The 21,536-nt window shown below is 46.0% G+C and carries 20 protein-coding genes; 3 read left to right on the forward strand and 17 right to left on the reverse strand.

Annotated elements, in window-relative coordinates:
- Positions 1-132 precede the first annotated feature (132 nt).
- The 8 genes from mutM to DFQ00_RS02000 all read right to left on the reverse strand — a co-directional run bounded on the left by mutM (position 133) and on the right by DFQ00_RS02000 (position 10,330).
- Entirely contained in the window at positions 133-984 is an 852-nt protein-coding gene (gene mutM, locus DFQ00_RS01965) for a DNA-formamidopyrimidine glycosylase (RefSeq protein ID WP_110893590.1), read from the reverse strand.
- Positions 985-1,044: 60 nt separating this feature from the next.
- Positions 1,045-3,699, reverse strand: a complete 2,655-nt coding sequence (gene polA / locus DFQ00_RS01970) for a DNA polymerase I (RefSeq protein WP_110893592.1) — start codon at positions 3,697-3,699, stop codon at positions 1,045-1,047.
- Between the two features lie 286 nt (positions 3,700-3,985).
- On the reverse strand, positions 3,986-4,645 hold the full coding sequence (gene phoU / locus DFQ00_RS01975) for a phosphate signaling complex protein PhoU (protein ID WP_110893594.1): 660 nt from the start codon (positions 4,643-4,645) through the stop codon (positions 3,986-3,988).
- 64 nt (positions 4,646-4,709) lie between these two features.
- The gene (gene pstB / locus DFQ00_RS01980; protein ID WP_110893596.1) at positions 4,710-5,465 is read right to left on the reverse strand and encodes a phosphate ABC transporter ATP-binding protein PstB; all 756 of its coding nucleotides are present in this window, start codon (positions 5,463-5,465) and stop codon (positions 4,710-4,712) included.
- A 220-nt stretch (positions 5,466-5,685) separates the two neighbouring features.
- A complete protein-coding gene (locus tag DFQ00_RS01985; protein WP_110893598.1) occupies positions 5,686-7,050 on the reverse strand; it encodes a methyl-accepting chemotaxis protein in 1,365 nt (454 codons plus the stop codon).
- 148 nt (positions 7,051-7,198) lie between these two features.
- On the reverse strand, positions 7,199-7,927 hold the full coding sequence (locus tag DFQ00_RS01990) for a response regulator transcription factor (RefSeq protein ID WP_110893600.1): 729 nt from the start codon (positions 7,925-7,927) through the stop codon (positions 7,199-7,201).
- Between the two features lie 204 nt (positions 7,928-8,131).
- Positions 8,132-9,961, reverse strand: coding sequence for a two-component system histidine kinase PnpS (gene pnpS, locus DFQ00_RS01995; protein WP_110893602.1), 1,830 nt, complete (start codon positions 9,959-9,961; stop codon positions 8,132-8,134).
- Entirely contained in the window at positions 9,962-10,330 is a 369-nt protein-coding gene (locus DFQ00_RS02000) for a cupin domain-containing protein (RefSeq protein WP_110893604.1), read from the reverse strand.
- Between the two features lie 368 nt (positions 10,331-10,698).
- Here DFQ00_RS02000 and DFQ00_RS02005 point away from each other — a divergent pair, with 368 nt between their 5' ends.
- Positions 10,699-12,258 carry a histidine kinase N-terminal 7TM domain-containing diguanylate cyclase gene (locus tag DFQ00_RS02005; RefSeq protein ID WP_110893606.1) on the forward strand — a complete coding sequence of 520 codons (1,560 nt, stop codon included), beginning with the start codon at positions 10,699-10,701 and terminating at the stop codon, positions 12,256-12,258.
- A gap of 129 nt (positions 12,259-12,387) precedes the next feature.
- Here DFQ00_RS02005 and DFQ00_RS02010 read toward each other — a convergent pair whose 3' ends face one another.
- The 4 genes from DFQ00_RS02010 to citZ form a co-directional block, all read right to left on the reverse strand.
- The gene (locus DFQ00_RS02010) at positions 12,388-12,813 is read right to left on the reverse strand and encodes a hypothetical protein (protein ID WP_110893608.1); all 426 of its coding nucleotides are present in this window, start codon (positions 12,811-12,813) and stop codon (positions 12,388-12,390) included.
- A 134-nt stretch (positions 12,814-12,947) separates the two neighbouring features.
- Positions 12,948-13,889 carry a malate dehydrogenase gene (mdh, locus tag DFQ00_RS02015; RefSeq protein WP_110893610.1) on the reverse strand — a complete coding sequence of 314 codons (942 nt, stop codon included), beginning with the start codon at positions 13,887-13,889 and terminating at the stop codon, positions 12,948-12,950.
- 26 nt (positions 13,890-13,915) lie between these two features.
- The gene (icd, locus tag DFQ00_RS02020) at positions 13,916-15,208 is read right to left on the reverse strand and encodes an NADP-dependent isocitrate dehydrogenase (RefSeq protein ID WP_110893612.1); all 1,293 of its coding nucleotides are present in this window, start codon (positions 15,206-15,208) and stop codon (positions 13,916-13,918) included.
- 147 nt (positions 15,209-15,355) lie between these two features.
- A complete protein-coding gene (gene citZ / locus DFQ00_RS02025) occupies positions 15,356-16,468 on the reverse strand; it encodes a citrate synthase (protein WP_110893613.1) in 1,113 nt (370 codons plus the stop codon).
- 845 nt (positions 16,469-17,313) lie between these two features.
- Between citZ and DFQ00_RS30290 the strand changes: the two genes are divergently transcribed.
- Entirely contained in the window at positions 17,314-17,523 is a 210-nt protein-coding gene (locus tag DFQ00_RS30290) for a helix-turn-helix domain-containing protein (RefSeq protein WP_167433568.1), read from the forward strand.
- 230 nt (positions 17,524-17,753) lie between these two features.
- Here DFQ00_RS30290 and DFQ00_RS02040 read toward each other — a convergent pair whose 3' ends face one another.
- From DFQ00_RS02040 to DFQ00_RS02060, 4 genes are all read right to left on the reverse strand, one after another.
- Positions 17,754-18,125, reverse strand: a complete 372-nt coding sequence (locus DFQ00_RS02040; RefSeq protein WP_110893619.1) for a hypothetical protein — start codon at positions 18,123-18,125, stop codon at positions 17,754-17,756.
- A gap of 132 nt (positions 18,126-18,257) precedes the next feature.
- Positions 18,258-18,797, reverse strand: a complete 540-nt coding sequence (locus DFQ00_RS02050; RefSeq protein WP_167433569.1) for an accessory gene regulator B family protein — start codon at positions 18,795-18,797, stop codon at positions 18,258-18,260.
- Positions 18,794-19,420: a hypothetical protein gene (locus tag DFQ00_RS02055; protein ID WP_174812266.1), complete on the reverse strand. Its 627-nt coding sequence runs from the start codon at positions 19,418-19,420 to the stop codon at positions 18,794-18,796. Before DFQ00_RS02055 ends, DFQ00_RS02050 begins: the two co-directional genes overlap by 4 nt.
- Before the next feature lie 87 nt (positions 19,421-19,507).
- Positions 19,508-19,840: a YolD-like family protein gene (locus DFQ00_RS02060; RefSeq protein ID WP_110893626.1), complete on the reverse strand. Its 333-nt coding sequence runs from the start codon at positions 19,838-19,840 to the stop codon at positions 19,508-19,510.
- 162 nt (positions 19,841-20,002) lie between these two features.
- On the opposite strand from DFQ00_RS02060, the gene DFQ00_RS02065 reads away from it, so the two are divergent.
- Positions 20,003-20,503 carry a hypothetical protein gene (locus tag DFQ00_RS02065; RefSeq protein ID WP_110893628.1) on the forward strand — a complete coding sequence of 167 codons (501 nt, stop codon included), beginning with the start codon at positions 20,003-20,005 and terminating at the stop codon, positions 20,501-20,503.
- A 281-nt stretch (positions 20,504-20,784) separates the two neighbouring features.
- Here DFQ00_RS02065 and DFQ00_RS02075 read toward each other — a convergent pair whose 3' ends face one another.
- A complete protein-coding gene (locus DFQ00_RS02075; RefSeq protein WP_110893630.1) occupies positions 20,785-21,513 on the reverse strand; it encodes an N-acetylmuramoyl-L-alanine amidase in 729 nt (242 codons plus the stop codon).
- Between the last annotated feature and the right edge of the window lie 23 nt (positions 21,514-21,536).

Consider the following 21,536-nt stretch of genomic DNA (forward strand, 5'->3'; position numbering starts at 1 on the left):
AGATTCCTCCCCTGTGCGGTACGTGCCAACTGAAGATGCCAGTATGGGTATATGCCCGCTTATTTCTGCCATATCAGTATATGGAGGGAGGAATCCAAGGGTGCTATGATTTCATCATTTCGTTCATTCAGTTCAGGCCAGCGATGGATCAGAGAGCGGTAACGGCTGACAATTGGGGCAAAAATGCGTTCCCCGACCGCCAACCACACTTTTTTCTATCAACGTGCCGCAAGTCACACAAGGCTCCGCTTTACGCCCGTAAATTTTCAGCTGATGCTGGAACATGCCCATCTCGCCTTGTCCGTTTACATAAGATTTGATGGATGAGCCTCCAGCATTCACAGCATCTTGTAAAGTAGCCACAATCGCTTCATGCAGAATCTTTAACTGAGCTTCGGTTAATGTCCTCGCAATTGTCTCGGGATGAATACCTGCGCGGAAGAGAGCCTCGTCCACATAAATATTCCCGATGCCTACAACATATGCCTGATTGAGCAGAACCGCTTTGATTTTGGTTGTACGTTTCCCAACGGCCTCACGGAACGCATCAACTGTAAAAGCTTCATCAAGCGGCTCAAGTCCCAGCTTCATCAGTGGTTTGGATACCAGTTCTTCACCTGTATTAAACAGATGCATCGTTCCAAACTGACGCACATCCTTGTAACGCAATTCCGTACCATCGTTGAAGTGAAAGATCACATGGGTATGCTTCTCCACCTCTTCGTGCTGATTGTACACACCGTACCGTCCCTCCATGCGCAGATGGGAGACAAGCACAAGTCCGTCCAGCAAAATCCGCAAAAATTTGCCCCGACGTTCTACGCCAATAACCGTGTGGCCCGCCAGTTCCAGTGCAAATGCATCTATATCGTCCGGCCGCTGAATAATTCGCGGCAGGCTAACGGTAACGTGATCAATGGTTTTGCCCACAATGAGCTGATTTAAAGTTCTTCTGACTGTTTCGACTTCCGGCAATTCCGGCATGATGTTCTCACCTCCCTTATATTATAACGGAAGATGAGGCTCAGCGGGACCCTTTCTTATCTATTTTGCCTCGTACCAGTTCTGTCCATAACTAACCTCAGCTTTTAGCGGAACCGATAGCTTCAGCGCTTTTTCCATCACCGCAGGAACAAGCTCCTTCATGAGCTCCATTTCCTCTGGTGGCACTTCAAATACAAGCTCATCGTGTACCTGAAGCAGCATACGGCTCTGAAGCTTGCGTTCGCGGAGCGCCTCATCCATCTGCACCATCGCCAGCTTGATAATATCAGCAGCCGTACCTTGAATCGGTGTATTCATCGCCGTACGCTCGGCGAAGGAACGCAGATTGAAGTTGCTGGCATTGATTTCCGGCAGATAACGGCGGCGTTCCAGCATCGTTTTAACATACCCGTCCCGGCGCGCATCCTTCACAATGTCATCCATATATCGGCGTACACCCTGGAATATTTCGAAATACTGATCAATGAACTGCGCCGCTTCTTTACGCGTAATGTTCAGATTCTGGGAAAGCCCGTAATCGCTGATGCCGTATACGATGCCGAAGTTAACCGCCTTGGCGGAACGGCGCATATCGCTGTCTACATCCTCCGGCTTGACACCGAACACATCAGAAGCCGTCTTCGTATGAATATCCATATCATGTACAAAAGCTTCCTTCAGCCGCTCATCATCCGAAATGTGAGCCAGCACACGCAGCTCAATCTGCGAATAATCTGCGGCCAGTATGGACCAGCCCGGCTCGGACGGTACAAATACCTTCCGAATTTTGCGTCCTTCCTCCATGCGAATCGGAATATTCTGCAGGTTCGGGAACTGACTGCTCAAACGTCCTGTCGCTGCAATCGTCTGACGATAGAACGTATGCACCTTACCATCGCGGTCCGATATCTCCTTCAGCAAGCCTTCAACATACGTGGATTGTAGCTTGGCCAGCTGACGATACTGCAAAATATGCTGAACCACGTCATTATACGGGGCCAGCTTCTCAAGCACCTCGGCATCTGTCGAGTAGCCGGTCTTTGTTTTTTTCACAACAGGCAGCCCAAGCTTATCAAACAAGATCTCACCCAGCTGTCTCGGTGAATTCAGATTAAATTCCGTACCGGACAGCTTGTAAATCTCAGACATCAGCCTGCCGATCTGTTCTTCAAATTCACTGCCGAGTGTCTGAAGGTCCGCTGTATTGGCTTTGATCCCCTGCTTCTCCATATCCGCCAGAATACGGGATAACGGCATTTCAAGCTCATGGAACAGTGAATTCATCTCATCGCTCTCCAGTACCTGCTCCTGCAGCGGGATAATGGCAGCCAGCGCAGCCGCTTTCCGGCAGAGGAAATCGCTTAGCACATCCGCATCCGGCACCTTGTACTTGGCCCCTTTGCCCATGACGCTATCATCTTCAACCAGCGAAGGCAATCCGTACTTGGACGTCAAACCGCTGATCGTCTGATTTGACTCCGTTGGATCTAGCAAATAGGCAGCCAGCTGCACATCAAATGCCGCACCAGCAAACGTTATTCCGTGCGCATGCAGCGCCAGATCAACACGGTGCAGATCATATCCGCGTTTCGGACAATCCGCATTCGCAAGCCATTCCCGTACAGGTGCCGCCACATCCGACTGAAGCAGCTCAGGAGAAAAATATATGTACTTCTCCCCTGCACCCACAGCAAGGCCGACCAGCTTGGCCTGATGGGGGTTATCTCCATGCGTTTCTACATGAAGCACGTCGATAGAATCCAGCACGTTCATCCATTCCGCCAGGTTATCTTCTGTAGCAATGGTGGATTCTACCTCAGCGGCGGGAACAGCTTCTTGCTCGGAACGGATACTACCGCTGAAAGACAAGCGCTCCAGCAACGATTTGAACTCCAGCTTGGCCAAGGCGGGCCCTGCACTGGCTTCCTTTAGTCCATCAAACTGCATATCCTCCCACGTCTGCTCCAGCGGAACCTCACGATGAATGGTCGCAAGCTGTTTGCTCATACGAGCGTCCTCGGCGTGAGCTTCGATCTTTTCCTTCATCTTGCCCTTCAGCTCACCTGTGCCGTTCAGCACCTCTTCCACCGACCCGAACTGATGCAGCAGCTTGAGCGCTGTTTTCTCTCCGACGCCTGGAATACCTGGAATGTTATCAGAGGCATCTCCCATCAAACCTTTAAGATCAATAATTTGCAGAGGCGTTAATCCGTAACGCTCCTTAATTTGAGCGGGATCATACAGCTCAATCTCGGTGACCCCTTTACGCGTCAGCCCGATATGTACATGGTCGGAAGCGAGCTGCAGCATATCTTTGTCACCCGACACCACCAGCACCTGTCTGCCTGCATCATCTGCACGTTTGGTGAGTGTACCGATGATATCATCGGCTTCATAACCAGCCAGCTCAAACTGTGCAATTCCGAGTCCCTGCAGCAGCTCCTTGAGCAATGGAAACTGCTCTGACAGCTCTGGCGGTGTTTTCTCCCGTCCACCCTTATATTCCTGATACCCTTCATGACGGAATGTCACTTTGCCCGCATCAAACGCCACCATCAGATGTGTCGGCTTATGCTCCTCCAGCAGCCTTAACAGCATCGTTGTGAAGCCATAGACCGCATTGGTATGCAGACCTTTCGAATTTGTCAGGGGAGGCATTGCAAAAAATGCCCGGTAAATAATGCTATTGCCATCTATAAGAATCAACTTGTCCATTCCAGCACCTCACGTATCATATGGTCAAACCTTTTTATTGAAACTTCTTATTTATATTTTGTATTCATCGAGCCTTTCTTACCAACCTTCCTTCATGATACCATACCTGCCACACACATCAAAAAAAGTTATACCCCCTCGAACAACATTTTTGTGCAAAAAAAGAACCTTCTTCCCAATCAGCCTGTACACAGGCCAGCCGGAAGAAAGTTCCTTTCATTTCGATCATGATCTCGATCTATGATGTTCATTATGAGTGGTGCAGCAGAGCGCTGCCCCATTCAGATTACTGATTCAAATCAGGGCGTTGACCCGTAACCAGATACACGGTGCTCTCGCCAATGTTAGTCGCGTGGTCGCCAATCCGTTCAATGTAACGTCCAACCATAAGCAGCAGCATCGCCTGTGAGGCCTGAGTCGGATAATCGGTCATTAACGTGTAGAGCTCTCGAATCATGTTGCTGTACAACTGATCCACCTGATCATCCGTTTGAGCCATTTTATAGGCCAGATCCGTATTCTCCTTCAGATACGACTCAATCGACTCGTCTACCATTGACTTCACGACTTCAGCCATACGTGGAATATCGACCAGCGGTTTGATCAACTTCTGACCTTCCATGCGAAGAGTCACCTTCGCCACGTCAAGGGCCAGATCACCCATCCGCTCCAGGTCGCTGGAGATTTTGAACGCCACAATAATGCGTCTCAGATCTTTCGCTACAGGCTGCTGCGTAATAATCAGCTTGGAGCCCAGCTCCATAATTTTGTCCTCAAGGGCATTCAGATTCGCGTCATTTTTAATGATGACCTGAGCTTTCTCCGCATCCATCGTTTGTAAACTTTCAATTGCACCATCCAGTGCCTTTGCTACATGGTCACCCATTTGTTGAAGCAGGTTGCGCAGCTCTTCCAGCTCCTGATCAAATTCTTTTCTGCGAATCATAGGTTTCCTGTCCTCCTTCTCGATCATCTCCGGGTAGACCGGGATTATTCATAATCAGCTCGCCTTAACCGAACCGGCCGGATATATAATCCTCGGTACGGGAATCTTGCGGTGTGGAGAATAACGTCTCCGTATCAGCTGCCTCCACCACTTCACCATTCAGAAAAAACACCGTTTTTCCCGATACTCGCGCTGCTTGGTGCATATTATGTGTAACCATAACAATCGTATATTTATGATGCAGCTCTTTGACCAATTCCTCGATTTTCAGGGTGGAGATCGGGTCCAGTGCCGATGTTGCCTCGTCCATCAGCAGCACATCCGGCTGCACAGCCAGTGCACGGGCAATACACAGACGCTGCTGCTGACCTCCAGACAAACTCATCGCTGATTTCTTGAGCACATCCTTCACTTCATCCCACAGTGCTGCATGCACCAGACTTTGCTCGACAAGCTCATCCAGTTCCTTCTTGTGAGTTACACCGTGCAGACGTGGTCCGTAGGCTACGTTATCATAGATCGACTTTGGAAAAGGATTCGGCTGCTGAAATACCATCCCTACCCGCTTGCGCAGCGTCTCCACTTCGATCTCATTACTGTATATATCCGAACCGTTCAGCATAACTTGTCCTTCCACACGAACACCCGGAATCATGTCATTCATCCGGTTTAATGTGCGGAGCAGGGTGGATTTGCCGCAACCTGATGGCCCGATAAACGCTGTGACCGTTTTCTCCGGCAAGTCCATAGATATATTTTTAAGCGCATGATGCGTGTCATAGTATAAATTAAGTCCATCAATGTGAATGAGGTCTTTCATGAATGTGTTCACTTCTCCTTCGCTCCAGGGATGGTCGTCAGCCCTTTACGTTGAGACCCGCGTTCATGTTGTTTATGAATCGGCTCGGTCATCTTTAATATCCTAACTTAACATTGTAAAAACAGTACCACCTTCATGTTAACGCAATGTAAAAACAGCTAAAAGAGACCCAGGCTGCTGTTCGCCATAGGCCCTTTCATCTCTCAGGAGAAGATTTCCTTCACAGCTCCGCATGGTCTGCGAGCATGCTCTTCAGCTTCGTTTGAATATGCTCTGCAACTTGTCCCGCTTGTCCACCCTCATTAGCGATATTTTCTACGATGCAGGATAGCGCATGTACAGCAGCATTTAATTTACCAAACGCAGCTGCTCCTTCCTGAACATACACCGCACTTCCATCAATCTCGGCTCCATTGGCCTGAATAAGTGATACCGTCTGCTCGGTCAAGCTCTCGATTCCCATAAGCAAGGAGGACATCTTCTCAGCAACTTCCCTGGTTTGCTTGGCAAGAGCTCTGATCTCCCCTGCAACAATCTGGAATCCTCGTCCATACTCCCCGGCATGCGCAGCCTCAATAGACGCATTCAATGCCAGCAGCCCGCTCTGATCAGCCAGTGTACGAATGGAACGCGCCATGCCTGCACTAGCCTCGATCGACTCAAGCATCTGACTGGCATGGTTACCCTGCATGCCCATATGCTCATGAACCTGACTATACGAAGTTTCGACCTGTCGCAGGCGGCCTTCTCCTTCGTTGGACAAAGCAATAATCTGCCCTGCTTCCTGTACAGTCTGATTTGCTGCTTGCACCAGCTTCGTTACCGCCTCATGAATTCGGGCAATCTCCCGTCCGCTCTCCATCACCGTGCGTATGCGGTCTGCCGACGCTGCTTGTTGCAGCTTGCGGGATAGCAGCATCACATCTCGCATCGTGAGCACACCAAGCAGCCGGCCATGCTCGGTTACAAGCAGACAATCATAAAAATGCTCCTCATCACGTCGTAATGCAGCATCTATAATGGCGGCAGGCTCCATATGTATATCTACAATAACCGGTGAAGTATTGGCTGTATTAATTATCGGTTTGCGATAGAATAAATCTGCTGCAAATCGACCATTCAGCAAACGATACAAGTTCTCCCGCATCATCAAGCCTGTTGGCTTCATCTGCTCATCACACAACACAATACATGGATGTTCTTGGCCATCATTCAGCATCGTGGCTGCTTCTCCACATGTCGTGCTCTCCTGAGCGGTGGGCACCTGACGACAATATTCATATATAGATATCTTGTTCTCTTCTACAGATTGCCTGCTTACTTCGAAGGGAACTTCATTCTCATGCTGAAGGAGAGGTGCAATTTGCTGCTCCATTTTTATCTCAGATAGAACAAGTGGCTTTTCCTCACTGTGCAACACCGCTTTAACTTCAGGTGTAACACGTTTATGTTCGTTACGATTAGGTTCGTTATGATTTTGTTGAAGTTCATTTTGTTGATTTTCTTTTTGTACATTCACTTTTTGTTCCTTATCTTGACGTGCATCCTCCAGAACTTTAGGTCTTTCTTCAAAAAGTGTGGGCATAATTGCGTATCTCCCTTTCGTGTTAACTCCGCCCTAAGATATAATAATAGGTACAAAGTATCACTTGGATGACTTCATCCTACTCCTTATTAATAAAGAAAACTCTTCCTTTTTGTAAAAGAAACGTAAAATAAAACTCCCCAATCATCTAGCTAGAATGATGGGGAGTTTTTCTTTTGACAACCAATTTGTAGCCTACACCACGAATCGAATCAATATGAACGGATTCGGGATCAAGCTCCAGCTTTTTACGTAATGAGCTGACGTGTACATCCACAGTTCGCTGGCCTCCGATATAATCGAAGCCCCATACTGCATTCATCAAATCATCACGAGTCAGTACAACTCCAGGTTTCTTCGCGAGATATAAAAGCACTTCAAACTCCTTTGGACGAAGGCTAATGGATTGTCCCCCTAAAGTCACTTCATACTTTAACGGGTAAATCTCAAGCTCACCCAAAATGATGCGTGAGCCGTCCTTGTCCTCGGGCTGGGGCAACTCATCCCCATTGGAATAACGTCTGAGCACGGCGTCTACCCTTGCCAGCAGCTCGGATACTCCAAAAGGTTTGGTAATGTAATCATCAGCACCCGATTTCAGTCCTTGTACTACCTCGGCTTCACCGTTCTTGGCTGTAAGAATGATAACAGGTGTGCTCACGCCTTGAATCCGCAGCTTGTTCAGAATATCCAGACCATTCATGCCCGGAAGCATCAGATCCAGTAAAATCAAATCGAAATCCTGTGACAAGGCACGGTCATAACCTGCTGAACCATGATCCTCTGCCGTTACGTCATACCCTTCCTGTGTCAGGTTGTACGTAAGTAATCTCGATAATGTCGGTTCGTCTTCAATAACCAGCAAACGCTGCGCCATGATACCCCTTCTCTCTTCATAGGTTGTCTGTTGCCACAACACTTTTTTTATCATAGCACTTATTTGTTAACGCTGTGTAAAGATACATATTCATTTTACATTTTACTTCCTGATACCTATAACTTTTTGCTTGAAGTAAACTGGGACGTATGTGAAAACGCCGAAGGAAGCACATTTTGCTGAATTTCCGTTCCAAGACACGAGTTAGTTCTCTTCTTCCTGAATTAAAGGCAAAGTTACACGGAATGTGCTACCCAAGCCCAATTCACTCTCCACGGAAAGCTTGCCATGATGCAGCTCCACCAGATGTTTCACGATAGAAAGCCCCAGTCCCGTGCCGCCCGAGTTCCGTGATCTGCCCTTGTCCACTCTGTAAAAACGTTCAAAGATGCGTGGCAAATCTTTTTTCGGTATGCCAATTCCGGTATCTGACACGGCAAAAACAACCTGCTCAGCCTCACTTGCCTGATCCATCTTCACCTGAAGCTTGACTCTGCCACCCTCCGGTGTGTAGTTGATTCCATTCGATAACAGATTAATGAAAATCTGCTTCATTTTATCCTCATCTGCTTCGATATATAGCTCCTCAGGCACATTCATCTCCAGACGAATCTGCTTTTTCTCCGCCACCTTGGATAAGGTTCCCATGACCATCTCGAAAAAGGAGTGTACATGCACTGGTGAACATTCCAACGGTGCACGCTTGGACTCAATCTTCGATAATTCCAGAATATCTCCGATTAAGCGATTAAGTCTGTCACCTTCGTCATAGATAATCTTCAGGAAGGAACGCTCCGTTTCCTTATCCTGTACCCCACCGCTCAGCAAGGTTTCAGCGAAGCCTTTCACCGCTGCGACAGGTGTTTTGAGTTCATGAGATACATTGGCAACAAACTCGCTGCGCATCGACTCCAGGCGCCGAATCGCTGTGACATCCTGCAACAGAAATAACATACCACGATAACCGCCATGCTCCTCATACATCGGCACTCCATCCATGCGGATCAAGCGTTCCTCCGGATTAAACACACTCACTTCCTCATGCATGCGTTCCTGGAGAGCAACACTCTCTTCAATGGTACGGGTCAGCTCATAATGACGCTTGAGTTCCGTATACGGCTTGCCTGTTACTTTCACTGCCTGAATCGAGAGCATTCGCTCTGCTTCACGATTGACCAGTGCAATGGATTGAGCTGCATCAATCAGCACAATCCCCCCCGTCATATTCGCAAGGACGCTTTGCAGCAACGCTTCATTATCTCGAATCGTCTTGAGCTGTGATTGCAAACTATCTGCCATTCCATTAATAGCCAGGCCCAGCTGACCGATCTCGTCTCTGCGCGTAACCTTCACACGAGCATCATATTCCAGCTTGGTGATCCGATGGGCCACCTTGGTGATATGCTCAATCGGTGAGGTTAAACCGCGGGCCACCCGATAGCTGACAAATGCCACAATCAGGAACAGCAATCCCAGCGCGCCAAACATAATTATCCAGCCGCGCTGAAGCCCCTGATCCACGGCATGCAAGCTCATAGATAAACGAATGTAACCGTCAAATTTGCCGCTCGGCATCTCAATCATGTCACTTTGATCGGAATTAACGGGCAAAGCAACATACAGCATGTCCTGTCCCAACGTTTCACTGTAACGAATGGACCGTCCATATTTGCCGCCTACAGCGGTCTGAATCTCTTCACGATTCAGGTGGTTATCCATCGTTGCCGGGTCACTCTCTGAGTCTCCGATTACGATACCATCTTTATTGATAAAGGTTACCCGTGAATCGGTTAGACGATCCAGCTCCAATGCTCGATCCGAGTAATATTTGCGAGTCTCTGTCGCTGTCGGATCAGATGCATCGTGAAACGGGAAAGTTGCTTTCAGCAAATTAATCTCACGCACCATCGTTTGCTCCAGTGCATTGATATGGGTTGTCTTAAAAACTCTGCCCATTGTATATCCAGCTACTATGACGGATAAACCAATCAGTAACATCATAATCAGGGCCAAGCGAATGCGAAACGGTCTCATTTATCTCTTCCTTCTGCTGTTATTTGATCCGCTTAGTTCAGTACGGTCACCGCGTGTCGTTGGATGCGAAATAACAAGAAATTCAACGTCTGCGTTGCTTTGATTTTGCATTTGATGCGGTGCTCCCGGTGGAATTTCAATGCCTTCGTGTGCTTCCAACACAAAGGTTTTCCCGTCCAGCTCCATGCAGGCCTCACCACTAAGTACAAAAAAGAACTGGCGGCTCTTGTTATGCACATGTCTTGTTTCAGTTGTGCCCGAAGGCATTCGTTCATGAATTACGCTCAGCGTTTCACCTTGAACCAGATGCCAGCCATCACATTGTGTTCCCCATATATAGTGTGCTGCCTCCTGTTTGCTAATCTTCATATGAACGCCTCCCTACAACTTGTCCGGTCTATCATATCACATTAAAATATCATAGATATATCAATGCGGATGCAGATTTTTGTAAACCATACTTCACCATGCACGTTTTGCCTGTCCCTCTATTGCTTTCCTGTTTGTAAAAAGAGAGCAAAAAGACGGAAGGTCATGAGCCTGTCAGACCACTGTCTATATTTTAATTTTGCAATTCCACCTTTTTCATGATTCAAAGTGTATTCCTAAGCAGGTGGGGCTGATGTACAATGTAGAATATACGGTTTGTTCCCAGATGATGATTCAGTCATACGGCTAGAGTGCTAATGCATTCATCTCAAGGATGATACTAATTTATTGGACATGGAGACCTGAATATGGAATCGCATATCAATTCATACATTACACTCGTAACCACGTCAGCAGTGCTGAATTTGTTTCTGTGTATGTATACTTTTTTCAGAAGAGCTCATTTTCCAAGCGCCCGCCTTTTTATTCTGTACACCGCTTCCCTGTCCGTCTACACCTTTGGATACGCGATTGGCTTGGCCAGCAATACGTTGGAACAGATGAAATTCTGGAATATTATCCAGTATATTGGCATGCCTGTCTCTGCTCCACTCGGTCTGCTTCTGATGATCCGGTACACTGGCAAAAAGTTATCCAAAGGGCTGACATCTGCCTTGTTCATCATTCCTTCCATTACCGTATTTATGGTCACTACGAATGATTGGCATCACCTTTATTACAAAAGAGTTTGGTTACTTGAGGACAGCAAAGTCCCAATTATGGCCATAGATTTTGGTCAATGGTACGTTGTGCACGGTGCGTTTACCTTCTCTTGTTTATTGTTTGCTGGTCTTATCTTAATGAGCCAATGGCGCCACACGAAGAAAATGTATCGTCGGCAGCTGCTTACACTAATAGCTTCCCAAGTTATTCCGATGATTGCCGCATTTGTGTACTTGCTCGGCCTGACCCCGTTTGGTCTAGACCCTGTTCCTGTGCTAATGTGTGTCACATCTGCGATGTATATCTGGGCCATTCTGTCCTCTCGTCTGTTGACCATTGTTCCAATTGCGAAAGAAAGTATTTTTGAAAGCATGCGTGAAGGCGTTATCGTGCTGGACAGTTCCTACCGTCTCGTTGATTTCAACCGATCGCTGCAGCATCTGCTGCCTGAGATTCAAACCACGATGGTTGGACGACCTTTGAATGACATATGGCTTGAGCTGGCAGGAGAAACCTTTCCCGTTGAATATGGCAGAGAAGGACTGCAAACGGACCTATATTGGCAATTAAATGATGAAACCGTCTGTTACCAGGTCAGGACATCGTATGTTTTCAATAAAAGCCCTGAGGCTGTAGGCATACTCATTATGCTGATCAACATCACGGAGCAACGCTTCCTGGAAGAGCAGCTGAAGCAGCTCGCTTATTTTGACGGGCTGACCAAGATATACAATCGTACTCAATTCCTGTACAAAGGCAGAGAGCTACTGAACGAGGCTCAGCTCAATCAGCAGCCGATCTCCTTTATCTTGTTTGATATTGACCATTTTAAACGCATTAATGATACATATGGACATGATATCGGGGATCAGGCCATTATTCACGTCGTATCTGTATGTAATCGTTACTTGAGCAGCGAAATGTTATTTGCCCGTTACGGGGGGGAGGAGTTTGTGATTGCCCTGCCGAATATGACACTTCATGAAGCACATGCTCAGGCAGAACAACTACGAACCTCACTGTTAGGCGAACCTCTTGATGTAGAAGGCCAGCCCGTGATCCTGACGTCCAGCTTCGGTATCGCCCAGTCGGGCAGCAACTCGGATACCCTCGAATCCTTGCTGCGTGACGCAGATCATGCCTTGTATGAGGCGAAACGGCAGGGTCGCAATGCGGTAAGCGTTTACGCTGTTAATGCCGTGTAGCCCCTAGTCCCGTACGCAAAACAGACAGCCATATCGGCTGTCTGTTTTGTTTATACTGGTCTGCAGGATGGCGAGCATGCGGATCATTCAGCCCAGTTGCAAACGCTTTATAATCACTTCAAAGCTTAATTAAAAGATAGTTCTTTCCACCATCAGATACACCATAATCAACAGGAATATAGCGAGTAAGGTGCTGAACATGCGAATTTTGCCTTGATGTGGCGCAACATCCTGATTGTTTTTGGCACCCTCTGCTGCCAGACGCAACGGTTTCCCCATAATTCCACCAATCGCTGCAATAGCGAGAAGCAGTACAACAACAACAGCCATCCACATATGAGAGTAATTCCCTTTAGTCATCAGATAACCGCCTGTCAGAAGCTGAATAACGAGTGCATATTGTGCAATTTTGTTCAACGTACGAAGTGACGCAAATGCTCCCTCCTGCGCTGCCGCACTTAATGTGCGAATTTTACCAACCGCAAATGGCAGGATCAGATAGAATCCCATAGCCAGCGCTCCGACGATATGGAGCAGATACATAATCATTGTCAAAATTTTCATCCTCCTCAACATTTTCGGTGTGCTGTATATCACATCTTATTATACTGGGGAACTTATCCAATGAAAAGAAAACCTCCGCGTTTACGGAGGTTTTCTCATTTTCTCTGTTCAAAAAGTCTTCAAACTTAAAGATTAACAATGGAAATGACATTGCGTACTGAATTGGCAGATGTATCAAGCGCTGCTTTTTCTTCCGCAGTCAGCTCCAGTTCAAAGATTTTCTCAATGCCGTTACCACCCAAAATAGTTGGCACACCGAGGAACAGATCATTATACCCATACTCACCTTCAAGATAAGCGATGACTGGAATAATGCGTTTTTTATCCTTCAAAATGGCTTCGGTCATCTGAACCAGTGAAGCTGCCGGAGCGTAGTAAGCACTGCCGTTGCCCAGCAGGTTTACAATCTCACCACCACCTACACGGGTGCGTTGCACAATCGCCTCAATGCGATCTGCCGGGATCAGGGTATCAATCGGGATGCCACCCACGCTCGAATAACGAACGAGTGGTACCATATCGTCACCATGACCGCCAAGCACAAAACCGCGAACGTCCTCTACCGATACATTCAACTCCTGCGCAATGAACGTGCAGTAACGCGCGGTGTCGAGAACACCCGACTGCCCAATCACGCGATTTTTCGGAAAACCGAGTGTCTGGTATGCCGCATACGTCATTGCATCTACGGGGTTGCTCAGAATAATGACAATGGAATCAGGGCAATATTTTTTCACATTTTCACACACGGACTTCACAATGCCTGCGTTCGTATTCACCAGATCATCACGGCTCATACCCGGCTTGCGGGCAATTCCAGCGGTGATAATGACAATCTCCGAACCAGCTGTATCTTCATAGTTGGAAGTTCCCACGATATGGCTGTCGAAACCTTGCACTGGGCTGGCCTCCATCATATCGAGCGCTTTGCCTTTGGTCGGGTTCTCCAGTTGAGGAATATCAACCAGTACAACGTCCCCAAGCTCCTTTTGGGCAAGCATCAGTGCAGTCGTAGCACCGGTAAAACCGGCACCGACAACTGTGATTTTTTTGCGCTGAATAGTCACGATTCACATCTCCCCTTAAGGTATTGTTACAGGTTGTTAATGATTTGGTTAGCGAATTCGGAACATTTCACTTCAGTTGCGCCATCCATCAGACGAGCAAAGTCATAAGTTACTGTTTTATTGTTGATGGATGTTTCCATCCCTTTGTAGATCAGGTTAGCCGCTTCTTGCCAGCCCAGGTGCTCAAGCAACATTACGCCGGACAGAATAACGGAACCAGGGTTCACGACGTCTTTATCCGCATATTTCGGTGCAGTACCGTGTGTTGCTTCGAAGATGGCATGTCCAGTTACGTAGTTGATGTTCGCCCCTGGTGCGATACCAATTCCGCCAACCTGTGCTGCAAGCGCGTCGGACAAGTAGTCACCATTCAGGTTCAGCGTTGCAATGACATCGAACTCACCCGGACGAGTCAACACTTGTTGCAGAGCGATATCAGCAATCGCATCTTTTACGATGATTTTGCCAGCATCTTCAGCTGCTTTTTGAGCTGCATTGGCTGCATCTGTACCTTCTTTTTCTTTGATAACATCATATTGTGCCCAAGTGAACACTTTGTCACCAAATTCAGCTTCAGCTACTTCGTAACCCCAGTTTTTGAAGGCACCTTCCGTGAATTTCATGATATTACCTTTGTGTACCAGCGTAACGGTCTTGCGGTTGTGGTCAACAGCGTATTGTACCGCTGCACGAACCAGACGTTTCGAACCTTCCTCAGACACAGGCTTGATCCCGATACCAGATGTTTCAGGGAAACGGATTTTGTTAACACCCATCTCCTGCTGCAGGAACTGGATTACTTTTTTCACTTCTTCCGAACCTTCAGCGTACTCGATCCCTGCATAGATGTCCTCAGTGTTCTCACGGAAGATAACCATATCTACCAGCTCAGGACGTTTAACCGGGGAAGGTACACCGTCGAAATAACGAACAGGACGCAGGCAAGTGTACAGGTCAAGCTCTTGACGCAGTGCCACGTTCAGGGAACGAATTCCGCCGCCGATTGGTGTAGTCAGTGGTCCTTTAATGGCTACGATGTACTCACGAATTGCCTCAAGTGTATCATTCGGCAACCACTCACCGTATGTATTAAATGCTTTTTCACCAGCAAACACTTCATACCAAGCAATTTTTTTGGTACCGTTATATGCTTTCTCAACCGCTGCATCCAGAACGCGTACAGCTGCTTTCCAGATGTCACGGCCTGTACCGTCACCTTCGATGAATGGAATGATTGGATTATTAGGTACTTGAAGTGTACCGTTATCAATTTGAATTTTTTCGCCTTCAGTTGGGAGTGCAAATTTTTCCAATTTCATAATTACAATTCCTCCTAAGTTTTGGTTTCACAGTATGAAGCATACCACATTTTTGCAGGAAGGAAGGGCTGTTGTTACAAGGCTTCACCGCCTCGTACACGCAAGCCCTTCACCTCATCTATATGATTATACTGTTTTTGCTGTCGTTTAGCGAAGATCAATAGCCACGTACTTTTGATCTGTCGGGCCTGTGTACTCTGCACGCGGACGAATGATACGGTTGTCCGCAAGCTGTTCAAGGATGTGCGCTGTCCAACCAGACACACGGCTGATTGCAAAGATTGGTGTGAACAATTCCTGATCAATCTTCAACTGGGTATAGACCGAAGCAGAATAGAAATCAACATTAGGCTTCAAGCCCTTTTGACCTGTTACGATTTCTTCAATCTTCACAGACATATCGTACAAGCGTGTATCGTTGTTCATCTCGCCGAGCTCTCTCGACATCTTCTGGAGATGTTTCGCACGCGGGTCACCGTTTTTATAGACGCGGTGTCCGAAGCCCATAATTTTCTCGCGGTTGTTCAGCTTCTCCTGAATTGCCGCTTCCAGACGCTCCGGTGTGCCGATTTCGTTCAGCATTTTCATCACCGCTTCGTTCGCACCTCCGTGCAGCGGCCCTTTGAGTGCACCAATTGCAGAAGTAACGCCGGAATAGATGTCAGACAGAGTTGCAACCGTAACGCGAGCTGCAAAGGTCGAAGCATTCAGCTCGTGATCCGCATGCAGAACGAGCGCCTGATCCAGTGCTTTCACCGCAGTTTCTGACGGCTCTTCCCCTGTCATCATGTATAAGAAATTCTCCGCAATGGAAGCGCCTTCTTTCGGCGCTACAGGCTCTTGTCCCTTACGAATGCGTGAGATTGCCGCCACAATTGTAGGCAACTGCGCTTGCAGCTTGACCGCTTTGTTTTCGTTTGCTTCCGTTGTCATCTCATCCGCTTGCTCATCATAGAGCGCGAGAGCAGATACTGCAGAACGAAGAGCTGCCATTGTGCTGATGTTTTTCGGATACAATTTAATCTGTGCAATTAACTCGCTCGGAATTGGCGCGTAATCGCTCAGGCTTTTACGAAGTGACTTCAATTCATCAGCTGTTGGCAATTTGCCAAACCACAGCAGATAAGCAACTTCTTCAAAACTCGCATGTTCAGCCAAATCATCAATGTTGTATCCACGGTACGTAAGCACACCGTCTACAATAGAGCTGATCGAAGAGGTTGTTGCAACGATGCCTTCCAGACCTTTGGTAGCTGTCATATTACATCTCTCCTTTAATAAGCGAAATCAAGAATCATTCAGAGTCATATCAGTGCCGAAGTGCACCTAACCTCTTTTGTAAACCGTTTCATTTTTAAAATGACGTAAGTTTCCAAAATACGGTTTTATTATCTGTCAATCGGTATTTACTTATATCATCATACTGGATTTTGTCGTTTATGTGAACATGATGAGAGTTCATTCGCACATCAAACATATTTATCGGTGCGATAATCAATAGGCTGTTGCAATCGGTTTCAGAATGTGTCATATTGTCTCATTTTTATTGATGCGTCAGCGTTTCTTAATTTTTTTATGTATCATTGTGTTTCAATATGTGTCATGCTGTATCACCCTCTTTGTGGGTGAAGCGTGGGGAAATTGCGTAAGAAAAAAAGCAGGAGAAATTCCCTGCTTTTTTTTATGCGAAATATCATTGAACTATTCAGAGAAGTCCATTTTATGTAGAGGAAGACTGTATAACTCTCCCATTTTTATTGCCAATTTAAATCCCATTTCTGATGAGTCCCGTTCGTATGTAACTAGTTCCTCCGCACTTATGTTTAATGCGTTTGAAGCTTCCGCAATAGTCATCCCTTTTCTATCTCTCGCCTCTGACAGACTAAATGTATTCTTATCAACCGCAGTCACGTTCAACACATACATATTTCGCACCCCTTCTCTTCGTTGTCCGGAACAAGAACTTATGTTCTCATTTTAAGTTATAATCCCTATTTTTACAATATGGAGCAGCTAATAAACATTTCGCGTGACCCATTGTACATTCATTATTTTAGCGCCTATAATAACAAGTGGAATAATTTAGGCATATGAGGTGTAAATGGATGAACCCTGTACCGGGGAGAAGCCGTTTGCCGTACCTCTTAGCCAAACGTAAGATCAAACAGACTGATCTTGCTAGAGAACTGAACCTGACTGAAGGGTTCATATCTCAGGTTATTTCTGGAAAGAAGTACTTCTCGTATCAAAATGCAGCCCATGCAGCAAGAATACTCCGGTGTACTATGGAGGAATTGCATGAATGGGACGACTAGGCGAACGGCGGAGGCGTAAGCCCCTCCCCGGTAGAAAGTTTACCCTAGGTAAAGATTATCCAACAACCTCTCTATAAATCCAGTTATTCTCACTCCCCCTACCTCTATTAAATCCCATTATTAGCCTCTTGTAAACCATAATTGGTATCTCCGAGTTCGTCCTACGATTCAACAATATTCGACACGTTTCACCTGCATTTGTCGTAAAAAAAGAACCGCGTTAGCGGCCCTTATGTCAACACAACTCTCGGATTCATCACGGTAAGCTCCTCCATAAAACTTTTATATCTATGGTTGACTATTTCGCAACGAACTGAGCGCTTGGTAATTTCACTTTCAAAGTATGCTTCTTTATATATTGAGTTCACGGAGACCACATTTTCCGTGTTAATAATAGTCGCTCTGTCTACGTGAAGAAATTTATACCCCATGTTGTTGATTGCATTCAACCAGTACTTCACTGGTCCTGGTAGATAATAGGTGCCTTCGGTGGAATAAATAATTGAACGATCAATCGTTCCCTCCCATGCCATATAGAATATGTTCTCGATATGGATGTCTTCAATTTTCCCACCGTCCTGGCTGGTTGTTACAGATAACATTTCACCACTCCTATTTATTAAGCAAATTTTTTGGGGGTTTCGGATTGGATACCCACGCCAAGCTTGCTGGCATTACAGAGATCACAGCCAAAGCAGAAAGTGCGGTTGCTACAGCAGAGTAGATTTTAGTTTTCATTTTAGTTTTTCACCCCCTTTAAATAATACATATGCTGCAAGCATAATTCCTTGAGCGAAGTAAGCGATGGCTGCGAACGAAGATCCTACCCAGAAATTAGAAGCAATTATAAACATCCCCACTACTTTTAATATCGGATAATATCGCTCAGGAATTATAGTTTGATCCTCAATTCCTGCTGGGGCAAAAACCATCACACATAATAGACCGATTACAGTTAATACAGTTGTAGTTAATTGATCTAAAGTCACCAAGGACAACAATGTTGCCGTGCCGGCAGTGGCGACCGCACACCATGTACTTGATTCCAAATGCAAACCACCAGTAAGTTGTCGTAACACAGCAAAGGCCAACAACATTACAGCCGCATCTTTTCCGTGACCAGTAAATAATGCGCCGAGTACAGCTAGTCCTATTACGGTAAAGAAGTTTATTGAAATAATAAGCGAGTGGTTCAAATTCTCAATTGGAGCTGGGTGGTTCGGGACAACAGCCTTAATATGTTTGGCGATCCGCCAAGCGGCAGCCTCTATCAATATTCATCTCTCTCTTTCCGTATAGCATAGTAAAGAAACAACCCAACAGCCAAAGCCATATGAGCGATCACCAGCAACATATTATCTAGATAAAACATGACCGTGGAAGCCATCAATGAAAAAACAATAAATGCGGCCACTCCGATATGTTCCCATTTAAATCTGAATTTTTCGAAGTCAGCTGTAAATCCAATTTTGAATTTCAACAGGAAATACGTTACCCCTATAGCCACAACACTCGTTGCTGCTTGGAGAGCAGCCCCTTCAACAGAAGTAGCTAATGTTGAGGTATCTACGCCTCTAAAGAATGAAAATAGAATAACAGTTTGTACTACGGTGTAACTGAATGTACCTACGATAGCGATTATCGAAGACCACATTACAGGAACTTTTACCACAGTAGTGATAAGTAGTATAAAAAGGATTGTGCTTAGTGCAGGAGCCAAGGCGGACATAGAAGCCTCTTCACGCATCAAATAACTTTGAAAGTTTATGAGTAGACTCATAAATAATCCAGGCCATATGTATTTTCTGACCTTTATTCTAAAGATAGCAAGCATTAGAGCGAAAGCGGACATTGTCTCAAGTGTTGAAAAAAGTAAGAACCTCGTTGGCTCCCACATGGTGCATTTCTCCTTCACAGATCAATTAAAGTTATACTTTAATTATACTGGAAGAAGTGGCAATTACATAGCCAAAAACATACAAATTTAGAGGTTTGCAGAGATTATTTCCGCAATCGTAATTTCCTTTTCGCCATCTTCTAACAACAGGTTGACTTTACCTCTGCTTTGATTAATACCAATTACAACTCCACTATAATGTTCGTCGTCAAACGGGCTAAACACAACCAGATCCACCGTCGTTTTTTCATGGTAAGATTCAGCTAAAGTACGAACGATTTCTTCGATAGCTTGCTCATCCAAAATTGGTTTTCCTTTACGTTGTTGTTCCTTCTCTTGTTGTAACATTGCCTCTCTGTGCTCAGGCATAATCATACGTGAACTTTCATAGATCCCATTGCCTTCAAGTCGTTTACCCATAGAATATCCCTCCAATTGATAAGAACGTATGTTTGTTTGTATTATATGCGAACAAGTGTTCTTTAAGCAACTGAAATATCAGGAAATTATGGAATTAGATATAGCAACATTTTCCTAGGTCTGATAGACTAGTTTTATCATACATATATTGGAGGAATCACCTTGAAGAAAGTTGTTTTATTGTTATCCTCGCTATTGTTGGCAACCACCCTAACTGCGTGTGGAACTGAAAGTGCCGATCAAAACAGCACTGAAGTTTCTGCTGAGGAAAAAGCAGAACAACCCGCTGTTAATTGGGAATCATCCATTAAGGATTTAGCGGCTACTGATCAATCCGAAACTGAAAAAGCAGATGCTGCGGAAGTGTTAGCCAGAGCATATAAACCCTCTTCTGAGGAATTGAAGAACTTTCAGACTCATATTATCGAAGCGTTCACATCAGGCGAATACTTGAAAGACAGCACAAACGCTGAGTATATGTTAAGCAATATCTTTCAATCAGTTGTAGTAGAGCGTCAAGCAGACGAAGCTCAGGCAATGAAAAAGTATGCTCAAGATTTCTATCAGAATACAAAGTATGTCTATCGTGGAGCAGAAACCCCAGATAGCGAAAGCGTGAAGTCAAATGAGGAACAAATGACCAATGCAATAAACGGAAAATAATTGGAGGTACACTAAAATGAAATTCGGATTCCGGAAGCCCAGCATTAAGAAGCGGCTATCAGCCAGGACCAGTATTAAACGACAAATCATACACCGATCCGGACTGAAAATGCCTCGCGGTTATGGATGGCTCCGGAACCCGAAGAAAGCAGTATATAACAAGGTTTATAGAAAAACGACATTCGATATCTTCTCAGTTATAAAGAAGCTGTTCAAATAACTTAGGACCCTACCAGTTGCGTGCTGATAGGGTCTTTATTTGTTTCCCAACAAGTTGGGAATTATTTCTGAGCAATGTTGTTAAGCAAACGATTCAGGACTATCGCCATTTCCTCGCGCGTAATTGGCGCTCCCGGTCTGCTGCCATCGAAGTATCCTTTGGATGTTAAATCAGTCCATGCCGACTCAGCCCACTTGCTTGGTTGATTAATGTCTCTCTCCTGTGTCACTGGCTTGTCCTCCTTTGTTATCTTTTTCAGTCCCAGGTATGAAGCAATCCCCTGTACGTGACCATCAATGATTGCATTGATCACACTGGTTTGTTTGAGACGATTCGCATCGGCCGCAACATCAACAAACAGATTTTCCGTCAATACGGCAGGCATCTTGGATTCACGGACCATGTGCAAGTTCTGCGCCTTCTGACCTCGGTCGATTCCGCCCACCTTGCCCATGATCGCCTTGTGTAAGGCTTCCTGTAGCTTGATACTACCTTGGGATGCAGATGTATACCTGAACGTCTCGAAGCCGCCCTTGCCCCCGCCAGCATTGCAATGGATGGATACCAGGATGTCAGCACCAGCAGCATTGGCTTTGCTTGTCCGGTCCTTCAATTCCAAGAATACGTCCGCGGATCTGGAAAATAGCACCTGAACATTCTCATAGTCCGCTTCCAAACGATCCTTGATACCGAGAGATACCTTCAGTGCAATATCCTTTTCCTGAATGCCGTTCGCCACAGCTCCAGGGTCTTTACCGCCATGGCCTGCATCTATCCACACTTTATACATTAGTCGTCATTCCTCTCATTTTT

Origin of the sequence: Paenibacillus barcinonensis (assembly GCF_003217495.1) — a bacterium.
GTDB classification, from domain to species: Bacteria; Bacillota; Bacilli; order Paenibacillales; family Paenibacillaceae; genus Paenibacillus; species Paenibacillus barcinonensis.

Excerpts from the sequence above, each read along its gene's own strand:
- icd (WP_110893612.1), bottom strand. The coding sequence starts at position 15,208 with ATGAAATTGGAAAAATTTGCACTCCCAACTGAAGGCGAAAAAATTCAA.
- citZ (WP_110893613.1), bottom strand. The coding sequence starts at position 16,468 with ATGACAGCTACCAAAGGTCTGGAAGGCATCGTTGCAACAACCTCTTCG.
- DFQ00_RS02055 (WP_174812266.1), bottom strand. The coding sequence starts at position 19,420 with ATGTGGGAGCCAACGAGGTTCTTACTTTTTTCAACACTTGAGACAATG.
- mutM (WP_110893590.1), bottom strand. The coding sequence starts at position 984 with ATGCCGGAATTGCCGGAAGTCGAAACAGTCAGAAGAACTTTAAATCAG.
- pnpS (WP_110893602.1), bottom strand. The coding sequence starts at position 9,961 with ATGAGACCGTTTCGCATTCGCTTGGCCCTGATTATGATGTTACTGATT.
- phoU (WP_110893594.1), bottom strand. The coding sequence starts at position 4,645 with ATGATTCGCAGAAAAGAATTTGATCAGGAGCTGGAAGAGCTGCGCAAC.
- DFQ00_RS02005 (WP_110893606.1), top strand. The coding sequence starts at position 10,699 with ATGGAATCGCATATCAATTCATACATTACACTCGTAACCACGTCAGCA.
- pstB (WP_110893596.1), bottom strand. The coding sequence starts at position 5,465 with ATGAAAGACCTCATTCACATTGATGGACTTAATTTATACTATGACACG.
- DFQ00_RS02000 (WP_110893604.1), bottom strand. The coding sequence starts at position 10,330 with ATGAAGATTAGCAAACAGGAGGCAGCACACTATATATGGGGAACACAA.
- polA (WP_110893592.1), bottom strand. The coding sequence starts at position 3,699 with ATGGACAAGTTGATTCTTATAGATGGCAATAGCATTATTTACCGGGCA.
- DFQ00_RS30290 (WP_167433568.1), top strand. The coding sequence starts at position 17,314 with ATGAACCCTGTACCGGGGAGAAGCCGTTTGCCGTACCTCTTAGCCAAA.
- DFQ00_RS02040 (WP_110893619.1), bottom strand. The coding sequence starts at position 18,125 with ATGTTATCTGTAACAACCAGCCAGGACGGTGGGAAAATTGAAGACATC.
- DFQ00_RS02075 (WP_110893630.1), bottom strand. The coding sequence starts at position 21,513 with ATGTATAAAGTGTGGATAGATGCAGGCCATGGCGGTAAAGACCCTGGA.
- DFQ00_RS01990 (WP_110893600.1), bottom strand. The coding sequence starts at position 7,927 with ATGGCGCAGCGTTTGCTGGTTATTGAAGACGAACCGACATTATCGAGA.
- DFQ00_RS01985 (WP_110893598.1), bottom strand. The coding sequence starts at position 7,050 with ATGCCCACACTTTTTGAAGAAAGACCTAAAGTTCTGGAGGATGCACGT.
- DFQ00_RS02060 (WP_110893626.1), bottom strand. The coding sequence starts at position 19,840 with ATGGGTAAACGACTTGAAGGCAATGGGATCTATGAAAGTTCACGTATG.